Here is a 22591-nt window from a genome sequence, read left to right as displayed (position 1 = left end):
GTGAACGACTGCCGCGTCGGCTCAGAGCTTCGCGAGCTTCGCCCGGGCGACGAGGAACAGCCCGTACATGACCAGTCCCGCGCTGACGAGGGTCAGGGCGATCGTGCCGTACGGAGGGACGTCGAGGAAGCGGATGGCCCCGTCGAGCCCGGTCGCCTGGCGGGCGTCGCCGGTCAGCGCCGCGACCACGAAGATCCCGCCGGCCAGGCCGAGCGCGAGCCCCTTCGTGATGTAGCCGGTCGCGCCGAGGATCAGCACGGCCGTCCCCGTCGGGCCCTCGGGAATGCGGACGAGCTTGCGGAAGCCGCGCCGGATCCCGATCGCGACGAAGCCGATCCCGCTGCCCAGCACGATCCCGCCGACGATCACGAGGATCACGACGCCGACCGTGCTCGTCAGCAGCTCGGTGTTGATGCGGCGGATCGTGGCCGAGGAGCTCGTCGAGCCGCCGAGCGCGAAGACGAGCGTGGTGCCCGCGAGCGTGAGCGAGGCGAAGCCCTTGCCCGACTCGACGATCCGGCGGCCCAGGCGGGCGGGGAGCCCCGGCGCGGAGGAGCGCCCGCCGAGGGAGAGCTGCCAGAGGCCGAGCGCGACCAGCCCGACCAGCGCGGCCCAGACCACCACGAGCCCGACGGGGGAGTCGGCCATGCGCCCGATCGCTCCGGACGCGTCCGCCTCCCGCGAGGTCTCGTCGCTGACCGCGACGCGCAGGGCGAGGCCGCCGATCAGGAGGTGGATCAGTCCGTTCACGGCGAAGCCCGTGCGCGCGAGGCGCCGGAAGCGCCGGGTCCGGACTCCGGCGCGCGGCGACGGCACGCTCGCAGTGGACACCGCGCAACCCTCTCATCCCCGGCGGCCCCGGCGCCTCCTGACCCGCCGTCGCGCGCGTGGCAACCCTCTCCCCGGCCCGGGTGCCCGCGTCGTGCCATGGAGGTGCGGTGCAGATCGCGCCGCAGCAGGACGAGAGAAGGAACCCCATGCGTGCACGCCGACGTCGCGCGGGCGGTCGCCGAGGGCCGAGGCGGGGCGGACCTCCCGGACCGGTCCCGGGCAGGGGAGGGCGGCGACGATGACCGGAGCGACGCTCCTCGTCCGCCGCCCGTCGAGCCCGGCCTCGCGGGTGCTGGTGCTCCACGCGACGGCGGTCGAGCTGGAGCTGCTGGTGGCCGCGCTGCTCGGACTCGCCGAGGCGACGCCGTGCCTCGACGTGCGAGTGGCGGCGAGGTCGCGGGCGGCGCTCCTGCTGGCGACCGTCGATCCGGAGGCGGTGCTGCCGCTGGCCGAGGCGCGGCGGGTCCGCGTCGGGCTCCGCCGCGAGCGCGAGGAGCTGGAGCGCGGCGGGGTCGGGTGCCGGCACGTCGTCGAGGCGCGGGCCGGCCGTCGGTAGCTCCGGAGCGGGTCCGATCGGCCGCCGGCCTCGCGACGAAGTCCTGACGGAGGTCGTCCACCGCCGATGTGCGCCGCGCCGTCCCGCCCCCGTCAGCAGCAGCCGCAGGCCTCGGAGTCCTCGCTCGTCAGCGCGGCGATCGGCGTCGTGCAGGTCTCGCCGCGCCAGGCCTCCAGGCCCTCGCGGACGGCGACCGCGGCGATCACGAGGCCGGCGACAGGGTCGGCCCACGTCCATCCGAGCGTGCTGTTCAGCAGCAGGCCCACCAGGACGGCGGCGGAGAGGTACGAGCAGAGGAGCGTCTGCTTCGAGTCCGCGACGGCCGAGACCGAGCCGAGCTCGCGGCCGGTCCGGCGCTCGAGCAGGGAGAACGCGGGCATCACCAGCAGGCTGACGGCGGCCAGCACGATGCCGACGGGCGAGTGCTGGGCCTCCGAGAATCCGAGCAGCGCCCGGATCGAGTCGACGGCGACGAACGCGGCCAGGCCGAGGAACGAGACGGCGATCACCCGCAGGGCGGTGCGCTCGCGCGCCTCCGGATCGCGGCCCGAGAACTGCCAGGCGACGGCCGCGGCGGAGAGCACCTCCACCACGGAGTCGAGGCCGAAGGCGACGAGCGCGGTGGACGAGGCGACCGTCCCGGCGGCGAGGGCCACGATCGCCTCCACCACGTTGTAGGCGATGGTCGCGCCGACGATCCAGCGGATCCGCCTCTGCAGCACGCGGCGGCGGGCGGGGAGGAGCGGAGCGCGCAGGGCGGTCATGCGCAGCGGCAGTCGTCGCCGGAGCAGCAGTCCGGATCGACGACCAGGGCCAGGCGGAGCAGGTGGTCGAGCGCCCCGGCGATCCGGGTCTCGGCCAGCCGGTACCAGGTGTGCCGGCCGTCCTTCACGGCCTCCACCAGCCCGCATCCGCGGAGGCACGCGAGCTGATTCGACATCACCTGCCGCGAGACCCCGAGCGCGTCCGCGAGGTCGGAGGGGACGGCCGGAGCCTCTCGCAGCGCGAGCAGGATCCGGGACCGCGTCTCGTCGGCCAGGGCGGATCCGAGGCGCGCGAGAGCAGCGGAGTGGGTGAGGGTCGCGGAGGCGGGCACGGGAGCGACGGTACACGCGATGCTGTATCGAGCGCGAGGGCGGTGGTCTCTCCTCGAACGTGCGAGCTCCCCTCCTGCTCCCCCCGTCGGGTGGGCGGACGGGCTGCACTGCCGCGGATCCCCGGGGCCGGCCTCCACGGAGCGCCCCGTGCGGCCCGCGCGCCGTGCCAGGATCCCCTTGATCACGGCGCCCGTCCGCCGCTCCGCCGCTCGGTCTCCTGGAAGGGCCACGGACCCGCCTTGCTCGATGCCACGACCCTCCGCGTCGCCTTCGGGGTCACCGCCCTCACCCTCTTCCTGCTGTTCGCGCTGGTCACCTACCGGTCGACGCGCTCGTCCTTCAGCTTCTGGTGGTGCACGGCGCTCGCGCTGTTCATGGGCGGCTCGCTCGCCTACCTCCGCGACGGCACGGCCGACCAGGTGTGGGCGAATCCGCTCGGGAACGGGCTCATCGTGGCCGGCGCCGCCGCGGTCTGGACGGCGAGCCGCTCCCTCCGCGGCCGACCGACGCCGTGGTGGCTGGTGGTCGCTCCGACCGTGGTGGTGACGGGCGTGTCCAGCCTCGACTCGCCCGCCGTCAACGACTGGTCGGGAGGGCCGCTCTACCTCGCCTCGATGGCGCTCCTCATCGGCCTGTCGACCCGCGAGATCGCGCTGCTCGGCGCCGGACGCTCGCGCACGCGCTGGCCGCTGCTGCTGAGCTCGGGCGCCCTCTCCCTCTACTACGCGCTCCGGTTCGCCGTGTTCCTGGCCGCGGGGCTGCGCAGCGAGCTGTTCGCGACCTGGTTCGGGACCCCGACCACCACGCTGATCACGCTGGTGCTGCTGGTCGTGGTGTCGTTCAGCATGGCGTCGCTCAGCGGCGAGCAGGTCGCGCAGATGCTCACCGCCGGCGCCGCCCGCTCGCGGCAGGAGCTCGCCGACGGCGAGAGGGTGCAGCGGCGGCTCGAGCCCCGCTCGGTCCCGGACCTCCCGGGCTACGACGTCGCCGGCGCCTGCGTGCCCAGCGGGACGGTGAGCGGCGACTTCTTCGACTGGCGCTGCACGCCCGACGGGCTCGCCGTCACCGTCGCCGACGTGATGGGCAAGGGGGTCGGCGCCGCGATGATCGCGGCCACGGTCCGCGCCGCCCTGCGCGTCACTCCTCCCGCTCTCGGCCCCGCGGCGACGATGGCGCTCATCGACCGGGTCGTCGAGCCGGACCTGTCGGCGAACGACGCGTTCGTCACGCTCCTCCACCTGCGGCTCAGCGCCTCGACCGGCGACATCGCGCTCGTCGACGCCGGCCACGGACTCGGGATCGTCTGCCGCGCCGACGGCTCGCGCGAGCGCATCCCCTCCGCCCATCTGCCGCTCGGCCTCCTCGGCACGCAGGAGTGGGAGCCGACCGGCCTCCGGCTCCACCCCGGCGACCTGCTGCTGATCTGCAGCGACGGCGTGCTGGACCTCTTCGACGGCTCCCTCGCCGCCCTCGACCGGGTGGCCGACGCGGCCGTCGCCGCCCCTGCGACCGCCGCCGCTGCGGTCGCCGGCGTCACCCGCCTGGCGGCCGAGGGGCTGCTGGCGGACGACGTGACCGTGGTCGCGATCCGGCGGACCTCAAGGAGCTGACCCGCCCTCGTGCCCGCCCCGCCTGCCTGCGCAGCGTGCCGCAGCGGGTCGGGGCCGGGAGCGCGCCTCACGATCGGGCTCCGATCGCCGACGTCGCTCCGGCGACGAGGTGCCGCGGTGGCCTCAAGACCGGCGACAGGACGAGACGTCCGGAGGAGCACGGACGTCGTCGGAGGAAGGACGCAGACGTCCGCGCTGCTCGGGTCAGGAGCGGGGCCGCGGCTGAAGGCGCTCGAGCTGGGTGACGTGCTGCGGCGTCAGCTCCTCGAGGGAGTGAGCGCCGAGGAGCTTCATGGTGCGGACGATCTGGTCGGAGAGGATCGCGATGGTGCGGTCGACGCCCTGGCGTCCGCCGGCCATGAGGCCGTAGAGGTAGGCGCGGCCGATCAGGGTGAACTTCGCGCCGAGCGCGATGGAGGAGACGATGTCGGCGCCGTTCATGATGCCTGTGTCGACCATCACCTCGGTGTCGCCACCGACCTCGCGGACGACCTCGGGGAGCAGGTGGAAGGGGATCGGCGCGCGGTCGAGCTGGCGGCCTCCGTGGTTGGAGAGGACGATGCCGTCGACGCCGAAGTCGGCGAACCTGTGGGCGTCCTCGACGCTCTGCACGCCCTTGATGACGAGCTTGCCGGGCCACATCTCGCGGATGACCTTCAGGTCCTCGAAGCTGATGGTGGGATCCATGGCGAGGTCGAGGAGGTCGCCGACGGTGCCGCCGGTGGCGCTGAGGGAGGCGAACTCGAGCTTCTGCGTGGTGAGGAAGTCGAACCACCACCACGGGCGCGGCAGCGCGTCGAGGACGGTGCCGACGGTGAGCTGGGGCGGGATGGAGAAGCCGTTGCGCTTGTCGCGGAGGCGGGCGCCGGCGACGGGGGTGTCGACGGTGAAGAAGAGGGTCTCGTAGCCGGCCTGCGCGGCGCGCTCGACGAGGCCGTAGGAGATCTCGCGGTCCCGCATCACGTACAGCTGGAACCAGTTGCGGCCGTCGGGGTTGACCTTCTTCACGTTCTCGATCGAGGTGGTGCCGAGCGTGGAGAGGGTGAACGGAATGCCCGCGGCGGCCGCTGCACCCGCTCCCGCCGTCTCGCCCTCGGTCTGCATCAGGCGGGTGAACCCGGTCGGAGCGATCCCGAAGGGCAGGGCGGAGGGCGCCCCGAGGACGGTGGCGGTGGTGTCGACGGCGGCGACGTCGCGGAGCACCTCCGGGTGGAACTCGACGTCCTCGAAGGCCTGGCGGGCGCGTGCGATCGAGATCTCGCCCTCGGCTGAGCCGTCGGTGTAGTCGAATGCGGCCTTGGGGGTGCGGCGCTTCGCGATGGTGCGGAGGTCCTCGATCGTGAGGGCGGCGTCGAGGCGGCGCTTGCGGCCGTCGAGCTCGGGCTTCTTGAAGCTGAGGTACTCGAGCAGCTCGACGGGCTTGGGGAACTGGCGCTGGACCATGCTGGTCAGCCTTTCTCGGGGGAGGAGGTGGGGCGGGGGTCGTAGCGGACCGGCGGGAAGGCCCGGAGCACGAGGGAGCGGAGCGATTCGAGGGATCCGTGCGCGAGGTCCTGAGCGCGGGCCTGGACGAGGATGTTGCCGATCGCGGTCGCCTCGACCGGACCGGCGAGCACGGTGAGGCCGGTGCGGTCGGCGGTCAGCCGGCAGAGCAGCTCGTTCTGCGATCCGCCGCCCACGATGTGCACGGTGTCGATCGGTGTGCCCGAGAGCGCGGACGCCTGCTGGAGGGTCGTGGCGTAGGCCTCCGCGAGGGACTCCAGGATCGAGCGCACGAACTCCGCGCGGGAGCGGGGCTGAGCGAGCCCGCGCTCGACGCACCACTCCACGATTCGGCCGGGGATGTTCCCCGGTGCGACGAAGCGCTCGTCGGCCGCGTCGAAGACGGTGACGCGGCCTCGGATCGCGGCGGCCTCGGCGAGGAGGAGCGGCAGCTCGATCCGCTCGCCGGTCTGCTTCTCCCAGGTCCGGATCGACTCGGACAGGAGCCAGAGTCCCGACACGTTCTTCAGGAAGCGGACACGCCCGTCGACGCCGCCCTCGTTGGTGAAGCCGGCGGTCCGACCCTCCAGCGAGACCACCGGCCTCTCGAGCTCGACGCCGACGAGCGACCAGGTACCGCTGGAGATGTACGCCACGTGATCGCCCGTCGAGGGCACCGCGACGACGGCGGAGGCCGTGTCGTGCGAGCCGACGGCGACGACGCCCAGGCTCTCCGGTGCGCCGAGGTCGGCGGCGACGGAGGGCAGGAGCGTGCCGAGCCGGGTGCCCGGCTCGATCAGGGGCGCGAGGATCCCGCGCGGAAGGTCGAGGCGCGTGAGGAGGTCCTCGTCCCACGCGCGGGTGTGCGGGCTGAGGAGCCCAGTGGTGGAGGCGTTCGTGATCTCGGTCGCCGCGACACCGGTCAGCCAGTAGCCGATGAGGTCGGGGACGAGCAGCGCCCGGTCCGCCAGGGCCAGCACGTCGCGCTCGGCGGCGAACTGGAACAGCGTGTTGAACGGCAGGTGCTGCAGGCCGTTGCGCCGGTACAGCTCGTCGCCGTCGATCCGGCCGTGGATGTCGGCGACGCCGCGCACGGTCCGCTCGTCGCGGTAGTGGTACGGGGTGCCGAGCATCCGGCCCTGACGCAACAGCGCGTAGTCCACGGCCCACGAGTCGACGCCGATCGAGAGGGTCTCCGGCTCCTCGCGGAGAGCACTCGCCAGCCCCGCCGTCAGCGAGCGGTACAGCTCCAGGATGTTCCAGTGCAGAGCGGACGAGGCGCCCTCGTGGGTGCGCACCGGCTGATTCGGGAACCGCGCGACGTGCCGCAGCCGCAGCTCGTCGTGGCTGACGGAGCCGAGGATCACCCGGCCGCTGGTCGCGCCGAGGTCGACGGCGACGACGGCCTTCATCGGAGGAACGCCGCCGCGACTCCAGCGTCCACGGGAACGTGCAGACCCGTGGTGTGGGAGAAGTCGGACGTGCAGAGGGCGAAGACGGCGTTGGCGACGTTCTCGGGGACGACCTCGCGCTTGAGGATCGTGCGCTTCGCGTAGAACGCGCCCAGGTCCTCCTCGTCGATGCCGTAGGTCTTGGCGCGGTTCGCGCCCCAGCCGGAGGCGAAGATGCCGGAGCCGCGGACGACGCCGTCGGGGTTGATGCCGTTGACCTTGATGCCGTGCTCGCCGAGCTCGGCCGCCAGCAGGCGCACCTGGTGGGCCTGGTCGGCCTTGGTCGCGGAGTAGGCGATGTTGTTCGGGCCGGCGAAGACCGAGTTCTTCGAGGAGATGTAGACGATGTCGCCGCCCAGCTTCTGGTCGACGAGCACACGGGCAGCGGCCTGCGAGACGAGGAACGAGCCCTTCGCCATCACGTCGTGCTGGAGGTCCCAGTCGGCCTCGGTGGTGTCGAAGAGCGACTTCGAGAGCGAGAGACCGGCGTTGTTGACGACGAGGTCCAGTCCGCCGAAGGCGAGCACGGTCGCGTCGATCGCGGCCTTCACGGCAGCGGCATCGGCCACGTTCGCCGCGACTCCCACCGCGACGTCGGTCGAGCCGAGCTCGGCAGCCGCGGCCTGCGCCTTCGCGAGGTCGAGGTCGGCCACGACGACGCAGGCGCCCTCGGCCGCGAGGCGGGTGGCGATGGCCTTGCCGATGCCCGAGGCGGCCCCGGTCACCAGGGCGATGCGGGAGGCGAGGGGCTTGGGCTCCGGCATCCGCTGCAGCTTCGCCTCCTCGAGCGCCCAGTACTCGATGCGGAACTTCTCGGCCTCGTCGATGGGCGCGTAGGTCGAGATCGCCTCGGCGCCGCGCATGACGTTGATCGCGTTGACGTAGAACTCGCCGGCGACACGGGCGGTCTGCTTGTTCGCGCCGTAGGAGAACATGCCCACGCCCGGGACCAGCACGATCAACGGGTCGGCGCCGCGGATCGCGGGGCTCTCCGGCGTCGCGTGAGCGTCGTAGTAGGCCTCGTAGTCGGCGCGGTACGCCTCGTGCAGGGCGGGGAGGCGCTCGACGATCTCCTCGACGGACGCGGTGGCCGGCATGTCGACGAGGAGCGGCTTCACCTTGGTGCGGAGGAAGTGGTCGGGGCAGGAGGTGCCGAGTGCGGCCAGGCGCGGGTGCTCGGTGCTCGCGAGGAAGTCGAGGACCTCGGCGGAGTCGGTGAAGTGGCCGACCTGGGGACGGTCGTGCGAGGCGATCGCGCGCAGGTGCGGGGCGAGGGCGGCGGCCTTCACGCGGCGCTCCTCCTCCGGGAGGGCGGCGAAGCCGTCGAGGGCCGGGCCGAAGGGCTCGGGGCGCCCGTGCTCGGCGATGTAGGCGCTCGCGGTCCGGATGATGCGGAGCGAATTCGCCTCCGCCTCCTCGCTCGTGTCGCCCCAGGCGGTGATGCCGTGGCCGCCGAGGATCGCACCGATGACCTCGGGGTGCGCCTCCTTGACAGCGGCGATGTCGAGGCCGAGCTGGAACCCGGGGCGGCGCCACGGGACCCATGCGACGGTTCCGCCGAAGGCCTCGGCGGTGAGGCGCTCGCCGTCGGCGGCGGTCGCGAAGGCGATGCCGGAGTCGGGGTGCAGGTGGTCGACGTGCGCGGCGTCCACGAGGCCGTGCATCGCGGTGTCGATCGAGGGGGCGGCGCCGCCCTTGCCGTGCAGCGTGTAGTCGAAGGCGGCGACCATCTCGTCCTCGCGCTCGATGCCCGGGTAGACGTTCACGAGCGCACGGAGGCGGTCGAGCCGGAGCACGGCGAGGCCGGACTCGGTGAGCGTGCCCAGGTCTCCTCCGGAGCCCTTCACCCACAGCAGCTCGACGGGCTCGCCGGTCACGGGGTCGGTCTCGACGCCCTTCGCGGAGGTGTTGCCGCCCGCGTAGTTCGTGGTGCGCGGGTCGGCTCCGAGGCGGTTCGAGCGGGCGATGAGCTCCGCGGCGGTGTCGTTCGTCATGGGGTGCGGGGGTTCCTGTTCGGAGAGAAGTGGTGAGGAGGAGGGAGGGGTCGGGACGGGACCGTCCGCCGCGGCGACGGACGGCCCCGCCCTGGATCGGTCAGGCGCCCCAGGAGCTCTGGGTGCCGCCGATGCGCTCCTCGGCGAGCTGCTGAGCGAGGCCCGAGTCGGCGTAGGCGCGCATCGGGTCGGCGGGGAGGCCCCGGGTCTCGCGCCAGGCGGCCAGCGCGGGGCGGACGTCCGAGTAGAAGGCGTCCATCAGGATCCCGTTCGCGCCGAGCACGTCGCCGGCGAGCTGCGCCTGCTCGAGCTGGTCGCGGTCGACGAGCAGCGCGCGCGCCGTCATCTCCTGCACGTTGAGCACGGAGCGGATCTGGCCGGGGATCTTGTCCTCGACGTTGTGGCACTGGTCGAGCATGAACGCGACCGGCGAGTCGGGACCGAAGCCGCCGCCGCGGACCACCTCGTGGAGGATGCGGAACAGCTGGAAGGGGTCGGCCGCGCCGACGATCAGGTCGTCGTCCGCGTAGAAGCGCGAGTTGAAGTCGAAGGAGCCGAGCTTCCCGAGGCGCAGCAGCTGCGCGACGATGAACTCGATGTTGGTGCCCGGCGCGTGGTGGCCGGTGTCGAGGCAGACGAGCGCGCGGTCGCCGAGCGCGGCGACGTGGGCGTAGGAGGTGCCCCAGTCCGGCACATCCATGTGGTAGAACGCGGGCTCGAAGAACTTGTACTCGAGGACCATCCGCTGATCGGCGCCGAGGCGCTCGTATACCGCGGCGAGGGAGTCGGCGAGGCGATCCTGGCGACCGCGGATGTCCTGCTGACCGGGGTAGTTGGAGCCGTCGGCGAGCCAGATCTTGAGGTCGCGCGATCCGGTCGCGTCCATGATGTCGATGCACGCGAGGTGGTGGTCGATCGCCTTCTGGCGGATCCGCGGGTCGGAGTGCGTCAGCGAGCCGAACTTGTAGTCGTCGTCCTGGAAGGTGTTCGAGTTGATCGTGCCCAGCGCGACGCCCTTCGATGCGGCGAAGTCGCCGAGCGCGGAGTAGTCGTCGACCCGGTCCCACGGGATGTGCAGCGCCACGGTCGGTGCGAGGCCGGTCAGCTCGTGGACGGTCGCCGCGTCCGAGATCTTCTCCTCGATGGTGCGCGGGGTCCCCGGAGTGGTGAAGACCTTGAAGCGGGTGCCGGCGTTGCCGAAGGCCCACGAGGGCAGCTCGATCGCCTGCTGCTCGAGCCGGCTGAGGAGATCGGGGGAGAGGTCGGTCACGGGCGGATCCTTCGAGACGGCGGTGGCGGAAGGCGATGGATGAATCGTTTCATCGCTCGGCAGCGACCCTAGTCGCCCCGTCCACCCGGTGTCAAAGAACTCGGCCTCCGGCGGTCCGGGCGGGGAGGGGATGGCCTACCCTCGGGCCCGGGGCTCCGAGCGTCGGACCCGACCCGACAGGAGGCGGATCCGCTGTGGCCGTGAGCATCCGGGACGTCGCCGCCCGCGCGGGCGTCGCCGTCGGCACCGTGTCGAACGTCCTCAACGGGCGATCGAGCGTGAACGCCGACACCGTCCGCCGGGTGCAGGACGCGATCACCGAGCTCGGCTTCGTGCGCAACGACGCCGCCCGCCAGCTCCGCGCCGGCCGCAGCCGCAGCATCGGCCTGGTCGTCCTCGACGCCGGGAACCCTTTCTTCGCCGAGCTCGCCAGGGGTGCCCAGGCCCGGGCTGCGGAGGCCGGTCTCGCCGTCCTGCTGGCGAGCACCGACGGCGACGCGGAACGTGAGGGCGCCTACCTCGACCTCTTCGACGAGCAGCGGGTGACCGGTGTCCTCCTCTCGCCGCAGGGTGAGGACCCGACGCGGCTCGCCCGTCTCCGATCGCACGGCATCCCCTGCGTCCTGGTCGACAGCGAATCGGACGACCCCGCCGTCTCCTCGGTCTCGGTCGACGACGTCGCAGGGGGGCGCCTCGCCGCGGAGCACCTGCTCGGTCTCGGTCGCCGCCGCCTCGCCGTGATCGGGGGTCCGGAGTCGATCCGGCAGGTCGCCGACCGTCTGGCCGGTGCACGCGCGGCCGTCGCCGCCGTCGAGGGCGCGGTCCTCGAGGAGATCCCCACCGACGCGCTCTCGGTCCTGGCGGGCAGAGAAGTCGGCCGGGCTCTCGCCGAGCGGAACGCGGAGGATCGCCCGGACGCGGTCTTCTGCGCCAACGACCTGCTCGCGGTGGGTGTCCTGCAGGCGCTCGTGCTCCTCGGCCGGGTCCGCGTCCCCGAGGACATCGCCCTCATCGGCTACGACGACATCGCCTTCGCGACCGCCACGGTTGTGCCGCTCTCGAGTGTCCGGCAGCCGAGCGCGCTCCTCGGCGCGACGGCCGTCGAGCTCCTCCTCGAGCGGGAGCCGCGCCAGGTGCGCTTCCAGCCCGAGCTCGTCGTACGGCGCTCGTCGAGCTGTCGCGGGTCCCGGGACGAGCAGTAGGGGCGTCTCGCCGGAGGCCTCAGCGCCGCCCCGCCTGCAGCCGGAGCCCGGCCAGCAGCAGGTCGAGGCCGGAGCGGAACACGTCGAGGTCGTCGTGCGTCGCCATGACGTCGGCCGCGTGGTGGCCGAAGGGGAACTCCTCCGGATCGAGGGCGCGCCAGCGGTCGGCCAGGTGCTCGAGGAACTCGCCCCTCTCCATCCCGCTCTCGAGGAACTCGCGGGGCGGCGGCTGCGCCAGGTCGGCCGCGACTCCGACGACGTAGCTGACGATGGACGACACGGCGTGGAACCGCTGCCGGGGCGTCAGGTCGAGAGCCATGAGCTGCTGCCCGAGGCGCTCGTACATCGCCATCGAGTTGGGCTGCACCCCGGTCGTGCGGAGCATGTAGAGGCCGAACCAGGGTCGGCGGACGCACTCGTCGAAGAGGGCCAGTGCGACGGCGCGGACGTTGTCGATCGGGTCCGGCCCGTGGGTGAGCGGCTCGCTGTCGGCGAGGACCCGACCCATGACCTCGTCGGTCGCCCGCTCCAGCAGCTCGTCGCGGCTGCCGACGTACCAGTAGATGCTCGCCACGCCGCCGCCGAGTCGGGCCGCGAGCGCGCGGAACGTGAGGGCCGACTCCCCGGACTCGTCGAGGATCGCGATCGCCTCGGCCAGCACGGTGTCGAGCGAGTGCGACGCTCGGCGGCGGCCCCGGGCGGGGGAGGGCGCGGCAGCGGTCTCCGTCGGGCGATCTGCAGGCATGGCTTGCATCTTACCGAACGGCGTTCCATACTATCGAACGCCGTACGAGAGTCGAACGGCGTTCGATAGGAAGGCGCCTCGATGTCCGCTCCGACGACCACCTCCGCCGAGTCCCGCGCTCACACCTCCCTCCGCTCCGCGGCACTCCCGCTCGCCGCTCTCTGCCTCGCGTTCTTCGTCGAGATGGTCGACAACACGCTGCTCTCGATCGCCCTCCCGACGATCGGACGCTCACTCGACGGGTCGACCGCCGGACTGCAGTGGGTGACCGGTGCCTACTCCCTGACCTTCGGCGGGCTGCTGCTGACAGCCGGGTCCGCCGCCGACCGGTTCGGCCGCCGCCGCGTGCTCCTCACCGGCCTCGCCGCGTTCGGGCTGATCAGCCTCGCCGTCGTCCTCGTCACCGACATCGGCCAGCTGATCGCCCTCCGCGCGGCGCTCGGCTGCGCCGCGGCCGCCATGGCGCCCGTCACGATGTCGCTGGTGTTCCGGCTCTTCGACGACGAGAGGCTCCGCATGCGGTCTATCACGATCGTGATGATCGTCGGGATGTCCGGCATGGTCCTCGGCCCCCTCCTCGGCGGCTCGATCCTCAGCACCGTCAGCTGGCAGTGGCTGCTCGTCGTCAACGCCCCGATCGCGCTGCTGGTCTGGATCGGCGTGCGCCTCGGAGTCCCCGCGGACCAGCGCGCCGACCTCACCTCCGGTCGGCTCGACCTGCCGGGGACCGCCCTCACCGTCGCCGCGGTGGGGCTCGGCTGCTACACGCTCACCAGCGGAGTCGAGAACGGCTGGCTGTCGCTCCTCACGATCGCCTGCGCCGCGGGCACCGTCGCCGCCGTCGCGGGATTCGTCGTCCGCGAGCGCCGCGCCGTCTCGCCCATGATCGACCTCGCGATCTTCCGCGCCGGCCCCGCGCGGGGAGCGGCGCTCACGCAGCTCGGCGCCTCGGTCGCCTTCGCGAGCGTCCTGTTCGGCCTGATCCTGCACTTCCAGTACGCCTACGGCTGGAGCCCGGTGCGCGCCGGCCTCGCGAACCTGCCCGTCATCGTCACGATGCTCGCCGCCACTCCGATCACCGAGCGCCTCGCCGCGAAGCTGGGGCACCGCGCGGCCTGCCTGATCGGCACCGGGCTCCTGGTCGGCGCGCTGCTCGGGATGTCCTGGGCGGTGGACCGGGGCTACCTCGCGATCGCCGTGATGATGGTCGTGATGACGGTGGGCCTGCGGACGATCATGACCATCTGCGCCGTCGCCCTCGTCGAGGCGATGCCCGCGAACCGCACCTCGATCGGTGCGGCGCTCAACGACACGGCCCAGGAGATCGGCACCAGCATCGGCACGGCCGTCGTCGGCACGCTGATCGCCGCACTGGTGGCGACCACCCTCCCGGCGGGCGCGTGGAGCGCGGACCTCGTCCGGAGCTTCTTCGCGGGTGAGCGGGTCGCCTTCCTGGTCGTGGCGGTCCTCGTCGGCGTGATCGCGACGATCGGCTCGCTGTCCCTCAGCGACTCCCGCTCCACCGAGGAGCCGGCGGCGGCCTAGTCCATCGGGTCGCGCCGGGCGTCCTCGAGGTCGGCGATGTCCGTGTACTCGAGGAAGTCCAGCGGCGGGATGTCCGTCATCTCCTCGCTCCAGGAGGGGCGGGCCGGCTGCATGCGGCGCGTCTCGAGCTCGATGTGGGCGATGACCTCCGCGTCGTCCGGCTCCTCCACCTCGCTGCTGTCGATCGGCAGCGACCAGAGCTGGCTCGCCGGCCCGATCAGCAGGTGGGCGTAGGCGCGGCCGCCGCCCTCGGTCAGGACCGGCACCGAGACGACGTCCGACTTGTTGACGTCCGCGAGGGCCCGGGCGTACCGGAGGACCGCCTTGCAGGTCAGGTCGCCGACGAGGAGGTGGCCGCTGGAGTAGTGCAGTTTCCGCATGCGACCAGCCTCCGCGCGCCGCCCGCGGGACCTCAAGAGGGTTGCCGCGGGGAGGCGGCTCCCCTAACGGGCCGGGAGGTCCCGCCCGGTCGGAATCACCGCTCGGGGCGCCCGGCGCTCTCGCGGAGCTCGCGGCCGTCGGCGACGTCCTCGGCGTGCTTCTCCGCCTTCTTCTCGCTCTGCCGGGTGTCGCGGGGCGGGAGCTGGATGTGCTCCTCGGCTTCGATGCCGGCCTGCAGCTGGCGGCCGCGCTCGAGCTCGGCGTCGAACTCCGCCCCGAAGAGCAGGGCGAGGTTCGTGATCCAGAGCCAGAGGAGGAAGACGATCACGCCGCCGAGCGCGCCGTACGTCTTGTTGTAGTTGCTGAAGTTGGCGACGTAGAACGCGAAGCCGGCCGACGCCAGTGCCCACACCACGAGCGCGAGGAGCGAGCCCATGCTCGTCCAGCGGAACTTCGGCTGCCGGACGTTGGGGGACCAGTGGTAGAGGACCGCGACGATCACGACCATGATCGCGATCAGCACCGGCCACTTGGCGATGCTCCACACCGTCAGGGCGACCTCGCCGAGGCCGACGGCGTCGCCGATGGTCTGCGCGACGGGTCCGCTGAGCACGAGGATCAGCCCGGCGATCACGAGCAGGAGGACCGTCACGAGGGTGACGGCGAGCATCGTGGGGCGCAGCTTCCAGATCGGGCGGCCCTCGTCGATCTCGTAGACGCGGTTCATGCCGCGCCCGAACGCGCCGACGTAGCCGGAGGCGGACCAGAGGGCGCCGAGGACACCGGTGACGAAGGCCAGACCGGCGGCGGGGCTGGAGGTGAGCTCCTGGATCGGGCCGCGGACCGTGTCGAGGACGTCGGCCGACACGAATCCGCCGGCGATCTCGAGCACAGTGTCGGTCGTGGTCTCGGCCTGGCCGAAGAGGCCGAGGATCGAGACGATCGCGAGCAGCCCGGGGAACAGCGCGAGGACGGCGTAGTAGGTGAGGCCGGCCGCGATGTCGGTGCACTGGTCGGCGCCGAACTCGCGGAGCGTCTTCTTGAGGACGTAGCCCCACGAGCGCTTGGTGACCTCGGTCGGTCCGTCGGGCTTGCGGGAGTCGTCGGGGTCGGGCGCGGTGCGGTCGCGCTCGGTGCTGGTCTGGGCCACGGTCGTCCTCCATCTCGAGCGTCTGCGGATCGTCGGGGACGGAAGGACCGCCTGCGATCGCTCCGAGCCCCGACGACGCCGTGCTCGCCACCGACCGTACGAGCGCCGGACGCTCAGGGCAGGACGGTTGACAGCCGCCCGTCGAGTCCGGTGGGGGAGGTGTCCCGCGGTGGAGCCCGCGCTCAGAGCTGCGCGAGCAGCCTCTCGCACGCCTGCTCGCAGCGGCGGCAGGCCTCGGCGCAGATCCGGCAGTGCTCGTGCATCCCGGCGTGCTGCTCGCAGTCGTCGGCGCAGGCGCGGCAGGCCAGGAGGCAGGCCTCGACGAGGGCGCGGACGGCCGCGGATCCGACGACGCCGCGGCGGGAGAGCACGGCGCCGGTCGCGGCGCACACGTCGGCGCAGGCGAGGTCGGTGCGGATGCAGTGGACCAGCTCGGCGACCGACTCCTCGCCGAGGCACGCGTCGGCGCAGGCGGTGCAGGTGAGTGCGCAGGCGCCGCACGCGTCGATGCACTCGGCCAGGACCTCCGGATCGACGCCGCGCAGCTCCTCGGGGTGGCTCCGGATCATGTCGCTCGTGCTGCTCGTGGCGCGTCCTCTCGTCGTGACCCCGGCGGGTCGATCGGTCCTGGCGACGCTACGGGCCCGCCCGCCGCCGAGCGAGGGCCTGGCCAGGCACCGCGGCCGGTGATAGCCGGGCGGTCAGCCCCTCACGACGAAGGCGTCGTGGATCAGATTGCCCCCGGTCGCCGCCGGATTCCGTGTGCTGCCGCGGGTGATCGTGACGGTGTGGGTGCCGGCGGGCAGGGTCCCGCTGGTCCAGACGGTCTGGGCGGAGCGGGTGGTGGCGCTGTAGCGGTCGACCGAGGCCACGAGGACGCCGTCGAGGCGGACCTCGTCGATCCCGGACGTGCTGGACCGGCGGCTCACCCACGAGACTCCGGTGCCGGTGAAGCGGAGGGTGGCGGAGGCGCCCCCTGTCGACGAGAAGGAGACGCCGCCGCCGCTGTCCGCGGAGGAGGAGGTCGTGGACCAGGTGCCCGTGACGGCGACGGCCGGCGAGCCGTTCTGGTGGGTGCCGGCTCCGACGGCGGCGAGCGGCGTCGCGGTGGCGGTCGGCGTGGAGGTCGGCGCTGCGGTCGCGGTCGGCGTGGTCGTCGGCACAGGGGTGGTGGCGCTCTTCGCGAGCACGATGGACGCCGTCGCTCCCTTCAGCCCGCTCGGCCGGAACGTGATCGTCGTCGCGGTGCTCGTCCTGCTCGTCACGCTCAGGGCGGCGCTCGAGGACACCGTGCCCGCGGTCGGCCGCGCCAGCGTCACGGTGAGCGCGCTCGTCGAGACCTGCGTCGGGTCGACGGTCGAGACGGTCACCGTGTCCGCGTCCTCCCGGATCGAGACCAGTCCGGCGCCGGTGATGCTCGCGACCCGGGTGCCTCCGACGAGCACGGGGCTCGTGGTCCCGGCCTTCCACGACACGGCGCTCACGGTGCCGGTCGAGCGGTCGCGGGCGGCGCTCAGCTGGGGGGTGTTGCTGAGCACGGTCACGTCCGGGTCCGCCGCGTACGCGGCGGTCGCCGCCTCGGAGGCGCCGGGGAGGACCGTGTACGCGTACGAGGCACCGGTCGGGTTCGTGCCGTGGCTCGTCGTGAGGGAGTAGTAGTGGCCGGTTACCGGCGCCGGCGAGCCGGCGGCGCTCACGGCGCTCCAGGCTCCGGTGCGGGTCCGTCCCTGCGCGGTCAGGGCGATCGGCGCCGGGAAGACGTAGCCCACCGACTCCGCGGAACCGGTGATCGAGGCCCAGCGGGCGGTGCTCGTGGCGGTCGCCTCCGCACCGCGGAGGACGCCGTCCACGCGGAGCCTCGCATCGGGAGCGAGGTCGCGGCGGTCGTCGATCACCGTCTCCGCGCGCCGGCGCGCCCCGTCCCAGCCGGTCCCGGACATGTCGGTCGCCGTGATCCCGGAGCCGAGCGCGAGGATCTCGTCGTCGAAGGTGAACCAGGCCTTCTTCGCGACCAGGCTCACCGACGCCGCGTCGAAGTCGAGCGCCGCGATCCCCGTCCGCCGCGACGGGCTCTCGAGGCTCCCGGAGAATGTCGTCGTCGGGCGGGACGACGCGCCCTCGCCCGCGCTCCGGACGATCGTGTCCTCGGTGGTGCCGGGCATCCGGTACGGGTTCGCCGTGGCCCAGTAGCCGTCGTCGTACTGGCGCCCGCTGCCGAGGTGGAGCGAGGTCGCGCCGTCGCCGGTGTACCAGCCGCTGCGGTTCTCGCCGTTGAGCGACTCGTAGCGGGCGATCCGCGTGCTCGACAGGCCGACGGCGAAGCCCGAGGTCGCCGTGGTCCGCGTGAAGCGGTCCATCCCGGCGAAGGCCCGGACGCCCGAGCCGATCGGGGTCGCGGTCAGGCCGGTGTCGGCGAGGACGAGCCGCGCGCGCACGACGTCGCTGACGGATCCGGCCGTCTCGATGCTCACGGGGCTGCCGGAGTTGCAGGCCAGCCAGCTCTTCGCCAGCGCGTTCGTCCGTGTCCTGGCCGAGGGAGGGGCGCTGTCGGCGAGGCGCAGCACCGCCGCCTGCAGCTGGACGCCGACGTCGCCGTCCTCCGACTCCGCCCGCGCGGTCTCGCGGCCGCGGACCGTCGACATCACGGCGCCGCACCAGGTGACGGGGGCGAAGGAGGAGGCGAGCCGGTCGCACACGCCGAGCCCCTCCGGGCTCGTGATCTCCCAGCGGGAGCCGTCGAGCAGCGCGTACAGGTCGTCGAGGGTGTCGAGCATCGAGAGCCCGTACCCGCCGCTGTAGGCGAAGACGCTGTGCTGCACGAAGGAGCCGTCGGCGTGGAAGCCGTCGCCGGACGCCACCGTCCGCAGCGCCGGGTCGATGCCGGCGGCCGCCTCCGCGATCTTCGCCGGCTGCTTCAGCAGCACCGCCCGCCCGGCGATGACCGCCGCCGTCCAGACGCGGTTGGCGCCGGTCCGGGTGACGGTGTCGGCGAAGCGCGTCGAGGCCGACAGGTAGGCCTGCACCTGCTCCGCCGAGAGGTCGGGGAAGAGGAGGGCGGTGATGCTGTTCAGCTCGAGCGGGATGCCGATCTGCTGCTCCCACCAGCGGGAGGTGCCGGTGGTCGAGCGGTTGTAGCGGTTCGCCGAGAGCCAGTCGGCGGTCGTGACGACGTCGCGGAGGAGCGCCGGGTCGCCGCTGAGGGCGGTGCCGGGGGTCTTCAGCGCGGTCGCGAGGACGGTGACCCGCTTGTAGGCGGCCCACACCTCCACCGCCGAGGTGCCCGTGACCAGGTCGGGCCAGGGCTCGCCGCCGTCGGTCTCGAGCGTCGACCAGTAGCCCTCGGCCTCGGCGACGAGGCGGCCCTTCGCCGCGGCGAGGCCGCCGACGCTCGCGCTGCCCGGGATCGTGCCCGTCAGGTCGGCGACGAGGCCGAGGCGCATCGCGTCGTACTCGTCGCCCGCCGAGTCGACGGCGGACGCGGTCGGCGCGGCGGCGAGCGGGAGGATCAGGGCGGTCACCAGCAGGAGCGCCGCAGCGAGCGGGCTCCCGCGCCGGGGCGCGTCGGATCGAGAGGGTCGGTTCGTCTCCGCGCGCGTTCGGCGGAGGGGACGCGGCTGGGTGGGCACGGGCGCTCCTGAGGCGACGCCCACGAGCCTGCGGGCTTCGGGTGCTCGCGGGTCGCCGGGGGAGCGTCGGGTGAAGAGTAGGGGTCCGCTCCGTCCGGCGGCAAGAGACGGAGGCGAGGACGGCCGGGATCGGCCACCGCCGACGCTCCCGACCGCGCGATCTGCGACAGCCGTACCCCGTGAGGGGTACAGAGGCGCCGAAGGTCCCCCACCCGTCAAGCGGGGCGATACGGTCGGAGGTGCGTGTGCGCTCCGGGGAGTCCCGGCGCGGCGCGCAGGGGGAAGGGGGCACGGATGATCGAGGCCGAGCAGGATCCGCGGCTGGTGGCGCTCGAGGCGCTCGAGATGATGGGGTCGGCTCCGGAGGAGCGCTTCGACCGGATCACGCGGATGGCCGAGGAGCTGTTCCGCGTGCCCGTGGCCGAGATCCACTTCCTCGACGACACCACGCTGTTCACGAAGTCCCCGCAGCGTCCGGACGCCGTGCTCGCCTACCCGCGCGCCGGCACCTTCTGCGACGCGACGCTCGAGAAGCGCACCACCTTCGTCGTGCCGGACCTCGGTGCCGACGAGGCGTGGGTCGGGCACGAGCACGTCGCGGGGTACCCGCACGTCCGCTTCTACGCCGGGCGGCCGCTGTCGGTCGAGGGCGACCTGCAGCTGGGCACGCTCTGCCTCATCGACTTCGTGCCCCGGAGCCTCACCCCGGACGAGCGGCAGCTGCTCGAGGAGTTCGGCGAGTGGGTCGAGCGGGAGCTGCGCGACACGGCGGAGCGCGACCGCGCCGCCGACATGCAGACGCAGATGGCTCCCTCCTCCCTCCACCACCCCGCCGGCTACGAGCTCTCGGGGCTCTCGCTGCCGCGGTGGACGATCACCGGCGACTTCTACAGCTGGCGCGGCGACGACGAGACGGTCGACCTGACCCTCGTGGACGTGATGGGCAAGGGGACGGCAGCGGCGATCGTGGCCGCCTCGATCCGCTCCGCGTTCCGGGCGCGCCTGGGCGGCGACCCCGACGCGGTCGTCAGCGCGGTGAGCGCCCAGCTGCACGACGACTTCACGGCCACCGAGACCTTCGCGACCCTCTTCCACGGGCGCCTCGACACCGCGTCCGGCCGGATCGACTTCGTCGACGCGGGCCACGGGCTCACCGTCCTCCTCCGCGCCGACGGCTCGTTCCAGCGGCTCGCGGCACTGGGCCTCCCGCTGGGCATCGCGGAGGACGGCGGCTGGATCACCCAGACCGTGGAGCTCGCGGTCGGCGACTCGCTCCTGGCCTTCACCGACGGCGTCCTCGACCTCTACGACGGGACGCTGCAGTCCCTGGCGCGCGCGGTCGACCTCGCCCGCGACTCCGCCGACACCGCCGCGTTCCTGCAGGCGCTGAGGGCGCTCGCCGCCTCCGGCTCCGCGTCCGACGACATCACCGCCCTCGTGCTGACCCGCACGGGCGCCGACCGCTCCGCCGAGAAGGACCCCGCATGACGTTCACGACCGAGACGATCGCCCCCGACATCGCCGTGCTGCGGGGGGAGGGGCGGCTCAACGCGGCCTCGGCTCCGGAGCTGCGCTCGGCCGTCCGCCGGGCGATCGACGAGGGCAGCCCCCGCATCGTCGTCGAGCTCAGCGCGGTGACGTTCATGGACTCCTCCGGCCTCGGCGCCCTGGTCGGCGCTCTCAAGACCGCGCGGCAGGCGGGCGGCGACCTGCGGATCGCGGCGCCCAGCGAGCAGGTCGTGATGGTGCTGCAGCTGTCCAACCTCGACCGGGTGCTCACCCTCTTCGACACGGCCGGCGACGCGTACCGTGACTGAGCGCAGCGTCGGGTTCCGCACGCCCCCGGACGACACCGAGGTCGTCCACGAGATGCTCGCCGAGCTCTGGGGCGAGCGCCCGGACCTGCCGACCCGCGACCGCATGGCCGTCGAGACGGCGCTGGTCGAGCTGGTCGACAACGTCATCCAGCACGCGACGTCGACGACGACGATCGTCTGCCGCCTCGTCGTGCGCGTCGAGGGAGACGCGATCCACGCGGAGCTGGTCGACACGGCCGATCCGCCGGACATCGGCACGGGGCCGCGGGAGATGCCGGACGTCTTCGCCGAGTCGGGCCGCGGGCTCGCCCTCATCCAGGCGCTGACGACCACGTTCGAGCACGAGCGCTCCGAGGGGCGCAACGTCTGGACCCTGACCCGGGCGCTGGACTCCTAGCGACTGGCGCGGATCAGCGGATCGTGTGCGCGGTGATGACCGCGGCGGCACGCGCCAGGTCGTCCGCCATGCCGTTCAGCCCGGGGGAGGCCTTCAGCACCTCCGCGCTGACCTCGTCGTAGCGCTCGTCCACCTGCGCGAGCAGCTGCTCCCCGGAGGCGGTGAGGCGCAGCAGGACGCTGCGGCGGTCCTGCGGGTTGGCGAGCCGGTCGACGTGGCCGGCGGTCGCCAGCCGGTCGAGGAGCGCGGTCACGGCGCCTGTCGAGAGGGAGAGCTCGAGACCCAGCCACTTCGGCGTGAGGTCGGGCGACTCGCCGAGCACCTCGAGCGCGGTGAGCTCCGAGATGCCCACGCCCACGCCCGCGGCGATGCTCGCGCGGAGGTGCCGCTGCGCGTTCTCGAGCAGGCGGAGCGACTGCCGCAGCTGCACGGCGGGCGCGTCCTGGTCGACGTCGCGCGGGGTCGGTCTCTCGGTGGTCATTCGTCCTTCTCGGGGTAGGGCTGGGGTCATCGTACGGGTCGCCCTCGGGGGTCCCGGCCTGTCACCCGGACAGGGGGTGAAAGAACGATTGCAATGTATCTTTGCCATCAAGTAACTTAGCGGTCAATCGAGTTCGGCGGACCACCAGCCGGACCCTCCCCCTTCAGCATCAGCCCGCCCCACCCGATCAGGAGTCCTGCCATGTCGACCCACACCGCCAAGTCCAAGCGCGTCCGCTTCGCTCCCCTCGCCATCGCGACGAGCATCGCCGCCGCCGCTCTCCTCTCCGTCTCGATGTCCGGCACCCTGTCCGGCTTCGTCGCGAGCATCTCCAACACCGGCAACACCGCCGCCTCCGGCTCGCTCGTCATGGAGGAGAAGTCGACCGGCGCCAGCCCCATCACCTGCCTCAGCACCGACGGCGGCTCGATCAGCACCAACACCGCGACCTGCGCGACCATCAACAAGTTCGGCGGATCGACCACGATGGTCCCCGGCCAGACCGTCACCACCGCGATCACGCTGAAGAACACCGGCACCGTCGCCGCCAACACCTTCACGCTGACCCCCGGCGCCACCTGCTCGCAGAGCAACAACGTCGCGGCCGGCGCCTCCGGCTCCGCCACCGACTTCTGCGGCAAGCTCAACGTCGTGATCACCTCCGGCGGGACCACCGTCTTCACCGGCACCGCCGCGACCCTCGCCGGCTCGGCCGTCAAGACCCTCAACACCGCCCCGGTCACCCCCGGCACCTCCACCCCCTTCTCCATCGCCGTGACCCTCGACTCGTCGGCCACCAACGCCTACCAGGGCCTGTCCGCCTCGCTCCCGCTCACCTGGACCTTCGCGAGCTGATCCCCTCTCCACCCGGCCCGGAGCGCCCCCGCGCGACGGGCCGGGGGAGGAGCGTCCCGCAGCGCTCCTCCTGCACCGCCCCGAGAACCCCCCTCTCCCCC

Annotated in this window: 21 protein-coding genes; 8 read left to right on the top strand and 13 right to left on the bottom strand. The window is 72.9% G+C overall.

All coding sequences use genetic code 11. The features are described 5' to 3' along the window. Positions 1 to 21: 21 nt before the first annotated feature. Positions 22 to 831, bottom strand: a complete 810-nt coding sequence (locus C5C10_RS11335; protein ID WP_104227140.1) for a DUF1206 domain-containing protein — start codon at positions 829 to 831, stop codon at positions 22 to 24. A 238-nt stretch (positions 832 to 1069) separates the two neighbouring features. On the opposite strand from C5C10_RS11335, the gene C5C10_RS11330 reads away from it, so the two are divergent. Next, positions 1070 to 1387: a hypothetical protein gene (locus C5C10_RS11330; protein WP_104329268.1), complete on the top strand. Its 318-nt coding sequence runs from the start codon at positions 1070 to 1072 to the stop codon at positions 1385 to 1387. Positions 1388 to 1479: 92 nt separating this feature from the next. Here C5C10_RS11330 and C5C10_RS11325 read toward each other — a convergent pair whose 3' ends face one another. Together C5C10_RS11325 and C5C10_RS11320 are read right to left on the bottom strand one after the other, a co-directional pair. Beyond that, positions 1480 to 2151, bottom strand: a complete 672-nt coding sequence (locus tag C5C10_RS11325; RefSeq protein ID WP_104329267.1) for a cation diffusion facilitator family transporter — start codon at positions 2149 to 2151, stop codon at positions 1480 to 1482. Then, on the bottom strand, positions 2148 to 2483 hold the full coding sequence (locus C5C10_RS11320) for a helix-turn-helix transcriptional regulator (protein WP_104329266.1): 336 nt from the start codon (positions 2481 to 2483) through the stop codon (positions 2148 to 2150). The genes C5C10_RS11325 and C5C10_RS11320 overlap by 4 nt, the downstream gene beginning before the upstream one ends. 240 nt (positions 2484 to 2723) lie before the next feature. Here C5C10_RS11320 and C5C10_RS11315 point away from each other — a divergent pair, with 240 nt between their 5' ends. Further along, positions 2724 to 4094 carry a PP2C family protein-serine/threonine phosphatase gene (locus C5C10_RS11315; protein ID WP_104329265.1) on the top strand — a complete coding sequence of 457 codons (1371 nt, stop codon included), beginning with the start codon at positions 2724 to 2726 and terminating at the stop codon, positions 4092 to 4094. Between the two features lie 204 nt (positions 4095 to 4298). On the opposite strand, the gene C5C10_RS11310 is transcribed toward C5C10_RS11315, so the two are convergent. The 4 genes from C5C10_RS11310 to rhaI all read right to left on the bottom strand — a co-directional run bounded on the left by C5C10_RS11310 (position 4299) and on the right by rhaI (position 10291). Next, positions 4299 to 5537, bottom strand: a complete 1239-nt coding sequence (locus tag C5C10_RS11310; protein WP_104329264.1) for an alpha-hydroxy acid oxidase — start codon at positions 5535 to 5537, stop codon at positions 4299 to 4301. Between the two features lie 5 nt (positions 5538 to 5542). Beyond that, on the bottom strand, positions 5543 to 6988 hold the full coding sequence (locus tag C5C10_RS11305; RefSeq protein ID WP_104329263.1) for a rhamnulokinase family protein: 1446 nt from the start codon (positions 6986 to 6988) through the stop codon (positions 5543 to 5545). Continuing rightward, the gene (locus C5C10_RS11300; protein WP_104329262.1) at positions 6985 to 9021 is read right to left on the bottom strand and encodes a bifunctional aldolase/short-chain dehydrogenase; all 2037 of its coding nucleotides are present in this window, start codon (positions 9019 to 9021) and stop codon (positions 6985 to 6987) included. The genes C5C10_RS11305 and C5C10_RS11300 overlap by 4 nt, the downstream gene beginning before the upstream one ends. Before the next feature lie 100 nt (positions 9022 to 9121). Next, complete coding sequence (gene rhaI, locus C5C10_RS11295; RefSeq protein ID WP_104329261.1) at positions 9122 to 10291, bottom strand: L-rhamnose isomerase; 1170 nt, start codon at positions 10289 to 10291, stop codon at positions 9122 to 9124. A gap of 194 nt (positions 10292 to 10485) precedes the next feature. Between rhaI and C5C10_RS11290 the strand changes: the two genes are divergently transcribed. Next, complete coding sequence (locus tag C5C10_RS11290; RefSeq protein WP_104329260.1) at positions 10486 to 11493, top strand: LacI family DNA-binding transcriptional regulator; 1008 nt, start codon at positions 10486 to 10488, stop codon at positions 11491 to 11493. Between the two features lie 19 nt (positions 11494 to 11512). Here C5C10_RS11290 and C5C10_RS11285 read toward each other — a convergent pair whose 3' ends face one another. Then, on the bottom strand, positions 11513 to 12238 hold the full coding sequence (locus tag C5C10_RS11285; RefSeq protein WP_219813256.1) for a TetR/AcrR family transcriptional regulator: 726 nt from the start codon (positions 12236 to 12238) through the stop codon (positions 11513 to 11515). Between the two features lie 81 nt (positions 12239 to 12319). Here C5C10_RS11285 and C5C10_RS11280 point away from each other — a divergent pair, with 81 nt between their 5' ends. After that, positions 12320 to 13783 carry an MFS transporter gene (locus C5C10_RS11280; protein ID WP_104269623.1) on the top strand — a complete coding sequence of 488 codons (1464 nt, stop codon included), beginning with the start codon at positions 12320 to 12322 and terminating at the stop codon, positions 13781 to 13783. On the opposite strand, the gene C5C10_RS11275 is transcribed toward C5C10_RS11280, so the two are convergent. From C5C10_RS11275 to C5C10_RS11260, 4 genes are all read right to left on the bottom strand, one after another. Next, positions 13780 to 14163, bottom strand: coding sequence for a hypothetical protein (locus C5C10_RS11275; protein ID WP_104227132.1), 384 nt, complete (start codon positions 14161 to 14163; stop codon positions 13780 to 13782). The genes C5C10_RS11280 and C5C10_RS11275 overlap by 4 nt on opposite strands. Before the next feature lie 95 nt (positions 14164 to 14258). Next, the gene (locus C5C10_RS11270; RefSeq protein WP_104329258.1) at positions 14259 to 15314 is read right to left on the bottom strand and encodes a YihY/virulence factor BrkB family protein; all 1056 of its coding nucleotides are present in this window, start codon (positions 15312 to 15314) and stop codon (positions 14259 to 14261) included. 182 nt (positions 15315 to 15496) lie between these two features. Beyond that, positions 15497 to 15883 (bottom strand): four-helix bundle copper-binding protein, encoded by a 387-nt coding sequence (locus tag C5C10_RS11265; RefSeq protein ID WP_104329257.1) that lies wholly within the window; start codon positions 15881 to 15883, stop codon positions 15497 to 15499. 132 nt (positions 15884 to 16015) lie between these two features. Then, positions 16016 to 18832 carry a polysaccharide lyase 8 family protein gene (locus C5C10_RS11260; protein ID WP_104329256.1) on the bottom strand — a complete coding sequence of 939 codons (2817 nt, stop codon included), beginning with the start codon at positions 18830 to 18832 and terminating at the stop codon, positions 16016 to 16018. A 402-nt stretch (positions 18833 to 19234) separates the two neighbouring features. Here C5C10_RS11260 and C5C10_RS11255 point away from each other — a divergent pair, with 402 nt between their 5' ends. The 3 genes from C5C10_RS11255 to C5C10_RS11245 are packed head-to-tail and all read left to right on the top strand — an operon-like array spanning position 19235 to position 21154. Next, positions 19235 to 20428 (top strand): PP2C family protein-serine/threonine phosphatase, encoded by a 1194-nt coding sequence (locus tag C5C10_RS11255; protein WP_104282584.1) that lies wholly within the window; start codon positions 19235 to 19237, stop codon positions 20426 to 20428. Next, positions 20425 to 20757 carry an STAS domain-containing protein gene (locus C5C10_RS11250; protein WP_104224279.1) on the top strand — a complete coding sequence of 111 codons (333 nt, stop codon included), beginning with the start codon at positions 20425 to 20427 and terminating at the stop codon, positions 20755 to 20757. The genes C5C10_RS11255 and C5C10_RS11250 overlap by 4 nt, the downstream gene beginning before the upstream one ends. After that, a complete protein-coding gene (locus C5C10_RS11245; RefSeq protein WP_104256700.1) occupies positions 20750 to 21154 on the top strand; it encodes an ATP-binding protein in 405 nt (134 codons plus the stop codon). The genes C5C10_RS11250 and C5C10_RS11245 overlap by 8 nt, the downstream gene beginning before the upstream one ends. A gap of 13 nt (positions 21155 to 21167) precedes the next feature. Here the strand turns inward: C5C10_RS11245 and C5C10_RS11240 are convergent, their stop codons facing one another. Further along, positions 21168 to 21635 (bottom strand): MarR family transcriptional regulator, encoded by a 468-nt coding sequence (locus tag C5C10_RS11240; RefSeq protein WP_104224277.1) that lies wholly within the window; start codon positions 21633 to 21635, stop codon positions 21168 to 21170. Positions 21636 to 21836: 201 nt separating this feature from the next. Between C5C10_RS11240 and C5C10_RS11235 the strand changes: the two genes are divergently transcribed. After that, positions 21837 to 22490 carry a hypothetical protein gene (locus tag C5C10_RS11235; protein WP_104234050.1) on the top strand — a complete coding sequence of 218 codons (654 nt, stop codon included), beginning with the start codon at positions 21837 to 21839 and terminating at the stop codon, positions 22488 to 22490. Positions 22491 to 22591 lie beyond the last annotated feature (101 nt).

This window comes from Rathayibacter sp. AY1A3, assembly GCF_002930975.1.
Classification (GTDB): domain Bacteria; phylum Actinomycetota; class Actinomycetes; order Actinomycetales; family Microbacteriaceae; genus Rathayibacter.
This window is presented reverse-complemented; position numbering and strand designations above follow the sequence as displayed.

What these genes read in the sequence shown, in the direction of transcription:
- C5C10_RS11330 (WP_104329268.1), top strand. Translation starts at nt 1,070, where the DNA reads ATGACCGGAGCGACGCTCCTCGTCCGCCGCCCGTCGAGCCCGGCCTCG.
- C5C10_RS11325 (WP_104329267.1), bottom strand. Translation starts at nt 2,151, where the DNA reads ATGACCGCCCTGCGCGCTCCGCTCCTCCCCGCCCGCCGCCGCGTGCTG.
- C5C10_RS11310 (WP_104329264.1), bottom strand. Translation starts at nt 5,537, where the DNA reads ATGGTCCAGCGCCAGTTCCCCAAGCCCGTCGAGCTGCTCGAGTACCTC.
- C5C10_RS11305 (WP_104329263.1), bottom strand. Translation starts at nt 6,988, where the DNA reads ATGAAGGCCGTCGTCGCCGTCGACCTCGGCGCGACCAGCGGCCGGGTG.
- C5C10_RS11300 (WP_104329262.1), bottom strand. Translation starts at nt 9,021, where the DNA reads ATGACGAACGACACCGCCGCGGAGCTCATCGCCCGCTCGAACCGCCTC.
- C5C10_RS11285 (WP_219813256.1), bottom strand. Translation starts at nt 12,238, where the DNA reads ATGCCTGCAGATCGCCCGACGGAGACCGCTGCCGCGCCCTCCCCCGCC.
- C5C10_RS11280 (WP_104269623.1), top strand. Translation starts at nt 12,320, where the DNA reads ATGTCCGCTCCGACGACCACCTCCGCCGAGTCCCGCGCTCACACCTCC.
- C5C10_RS11275 (WP_104227132.1), bottom strand. Translation starts at nt 14,163, where the DNA reads ATGCGGAAACTGCACTACTCCAGCGGCCACCTCCTCGTCGGCGACCTG.
- C5C10_RS11265 (WP_104329257.1), bottom strand. Translation starts at nt 15,883, where the DNA reads ATGATCCGGAGCCACCCCGAGGAGCTGCGCGGCGTCGATCCGGAGGTC.
- C5C10_RS11255 (WP_104282584.1), top strand. Translation starts at nt 19,235, where the DNA reads ATGATCGAGGCCGAGCAGGATCCGCGGCTGGTGGCGCTCGAGGCGCTC.
- C5C10_RS11250 (WP_104224279.1), top strand. Translation starts at nt 20,425, where the DNA reads ATGACGTTCACGACCGAGACGATCGCCCCCGACATCGCCGTGCTGCGG.
- C5C10_RS11240 (WP_104224277.1), bottom strand. Translation starts at nt 21,635, where the DNA reads ATGACCACCGAGAGACCGACCCCGCGCGACGTCGACCAGGACGCGCCC.
- C5C10_RS11235 (WP_104234050.1), top strand. Translation starts at nt 21,837, where the DNA reads ATGTCGACCCACACCGCCAAGTCCAAGCGCGTCCGCTTCGCTCCCCTC.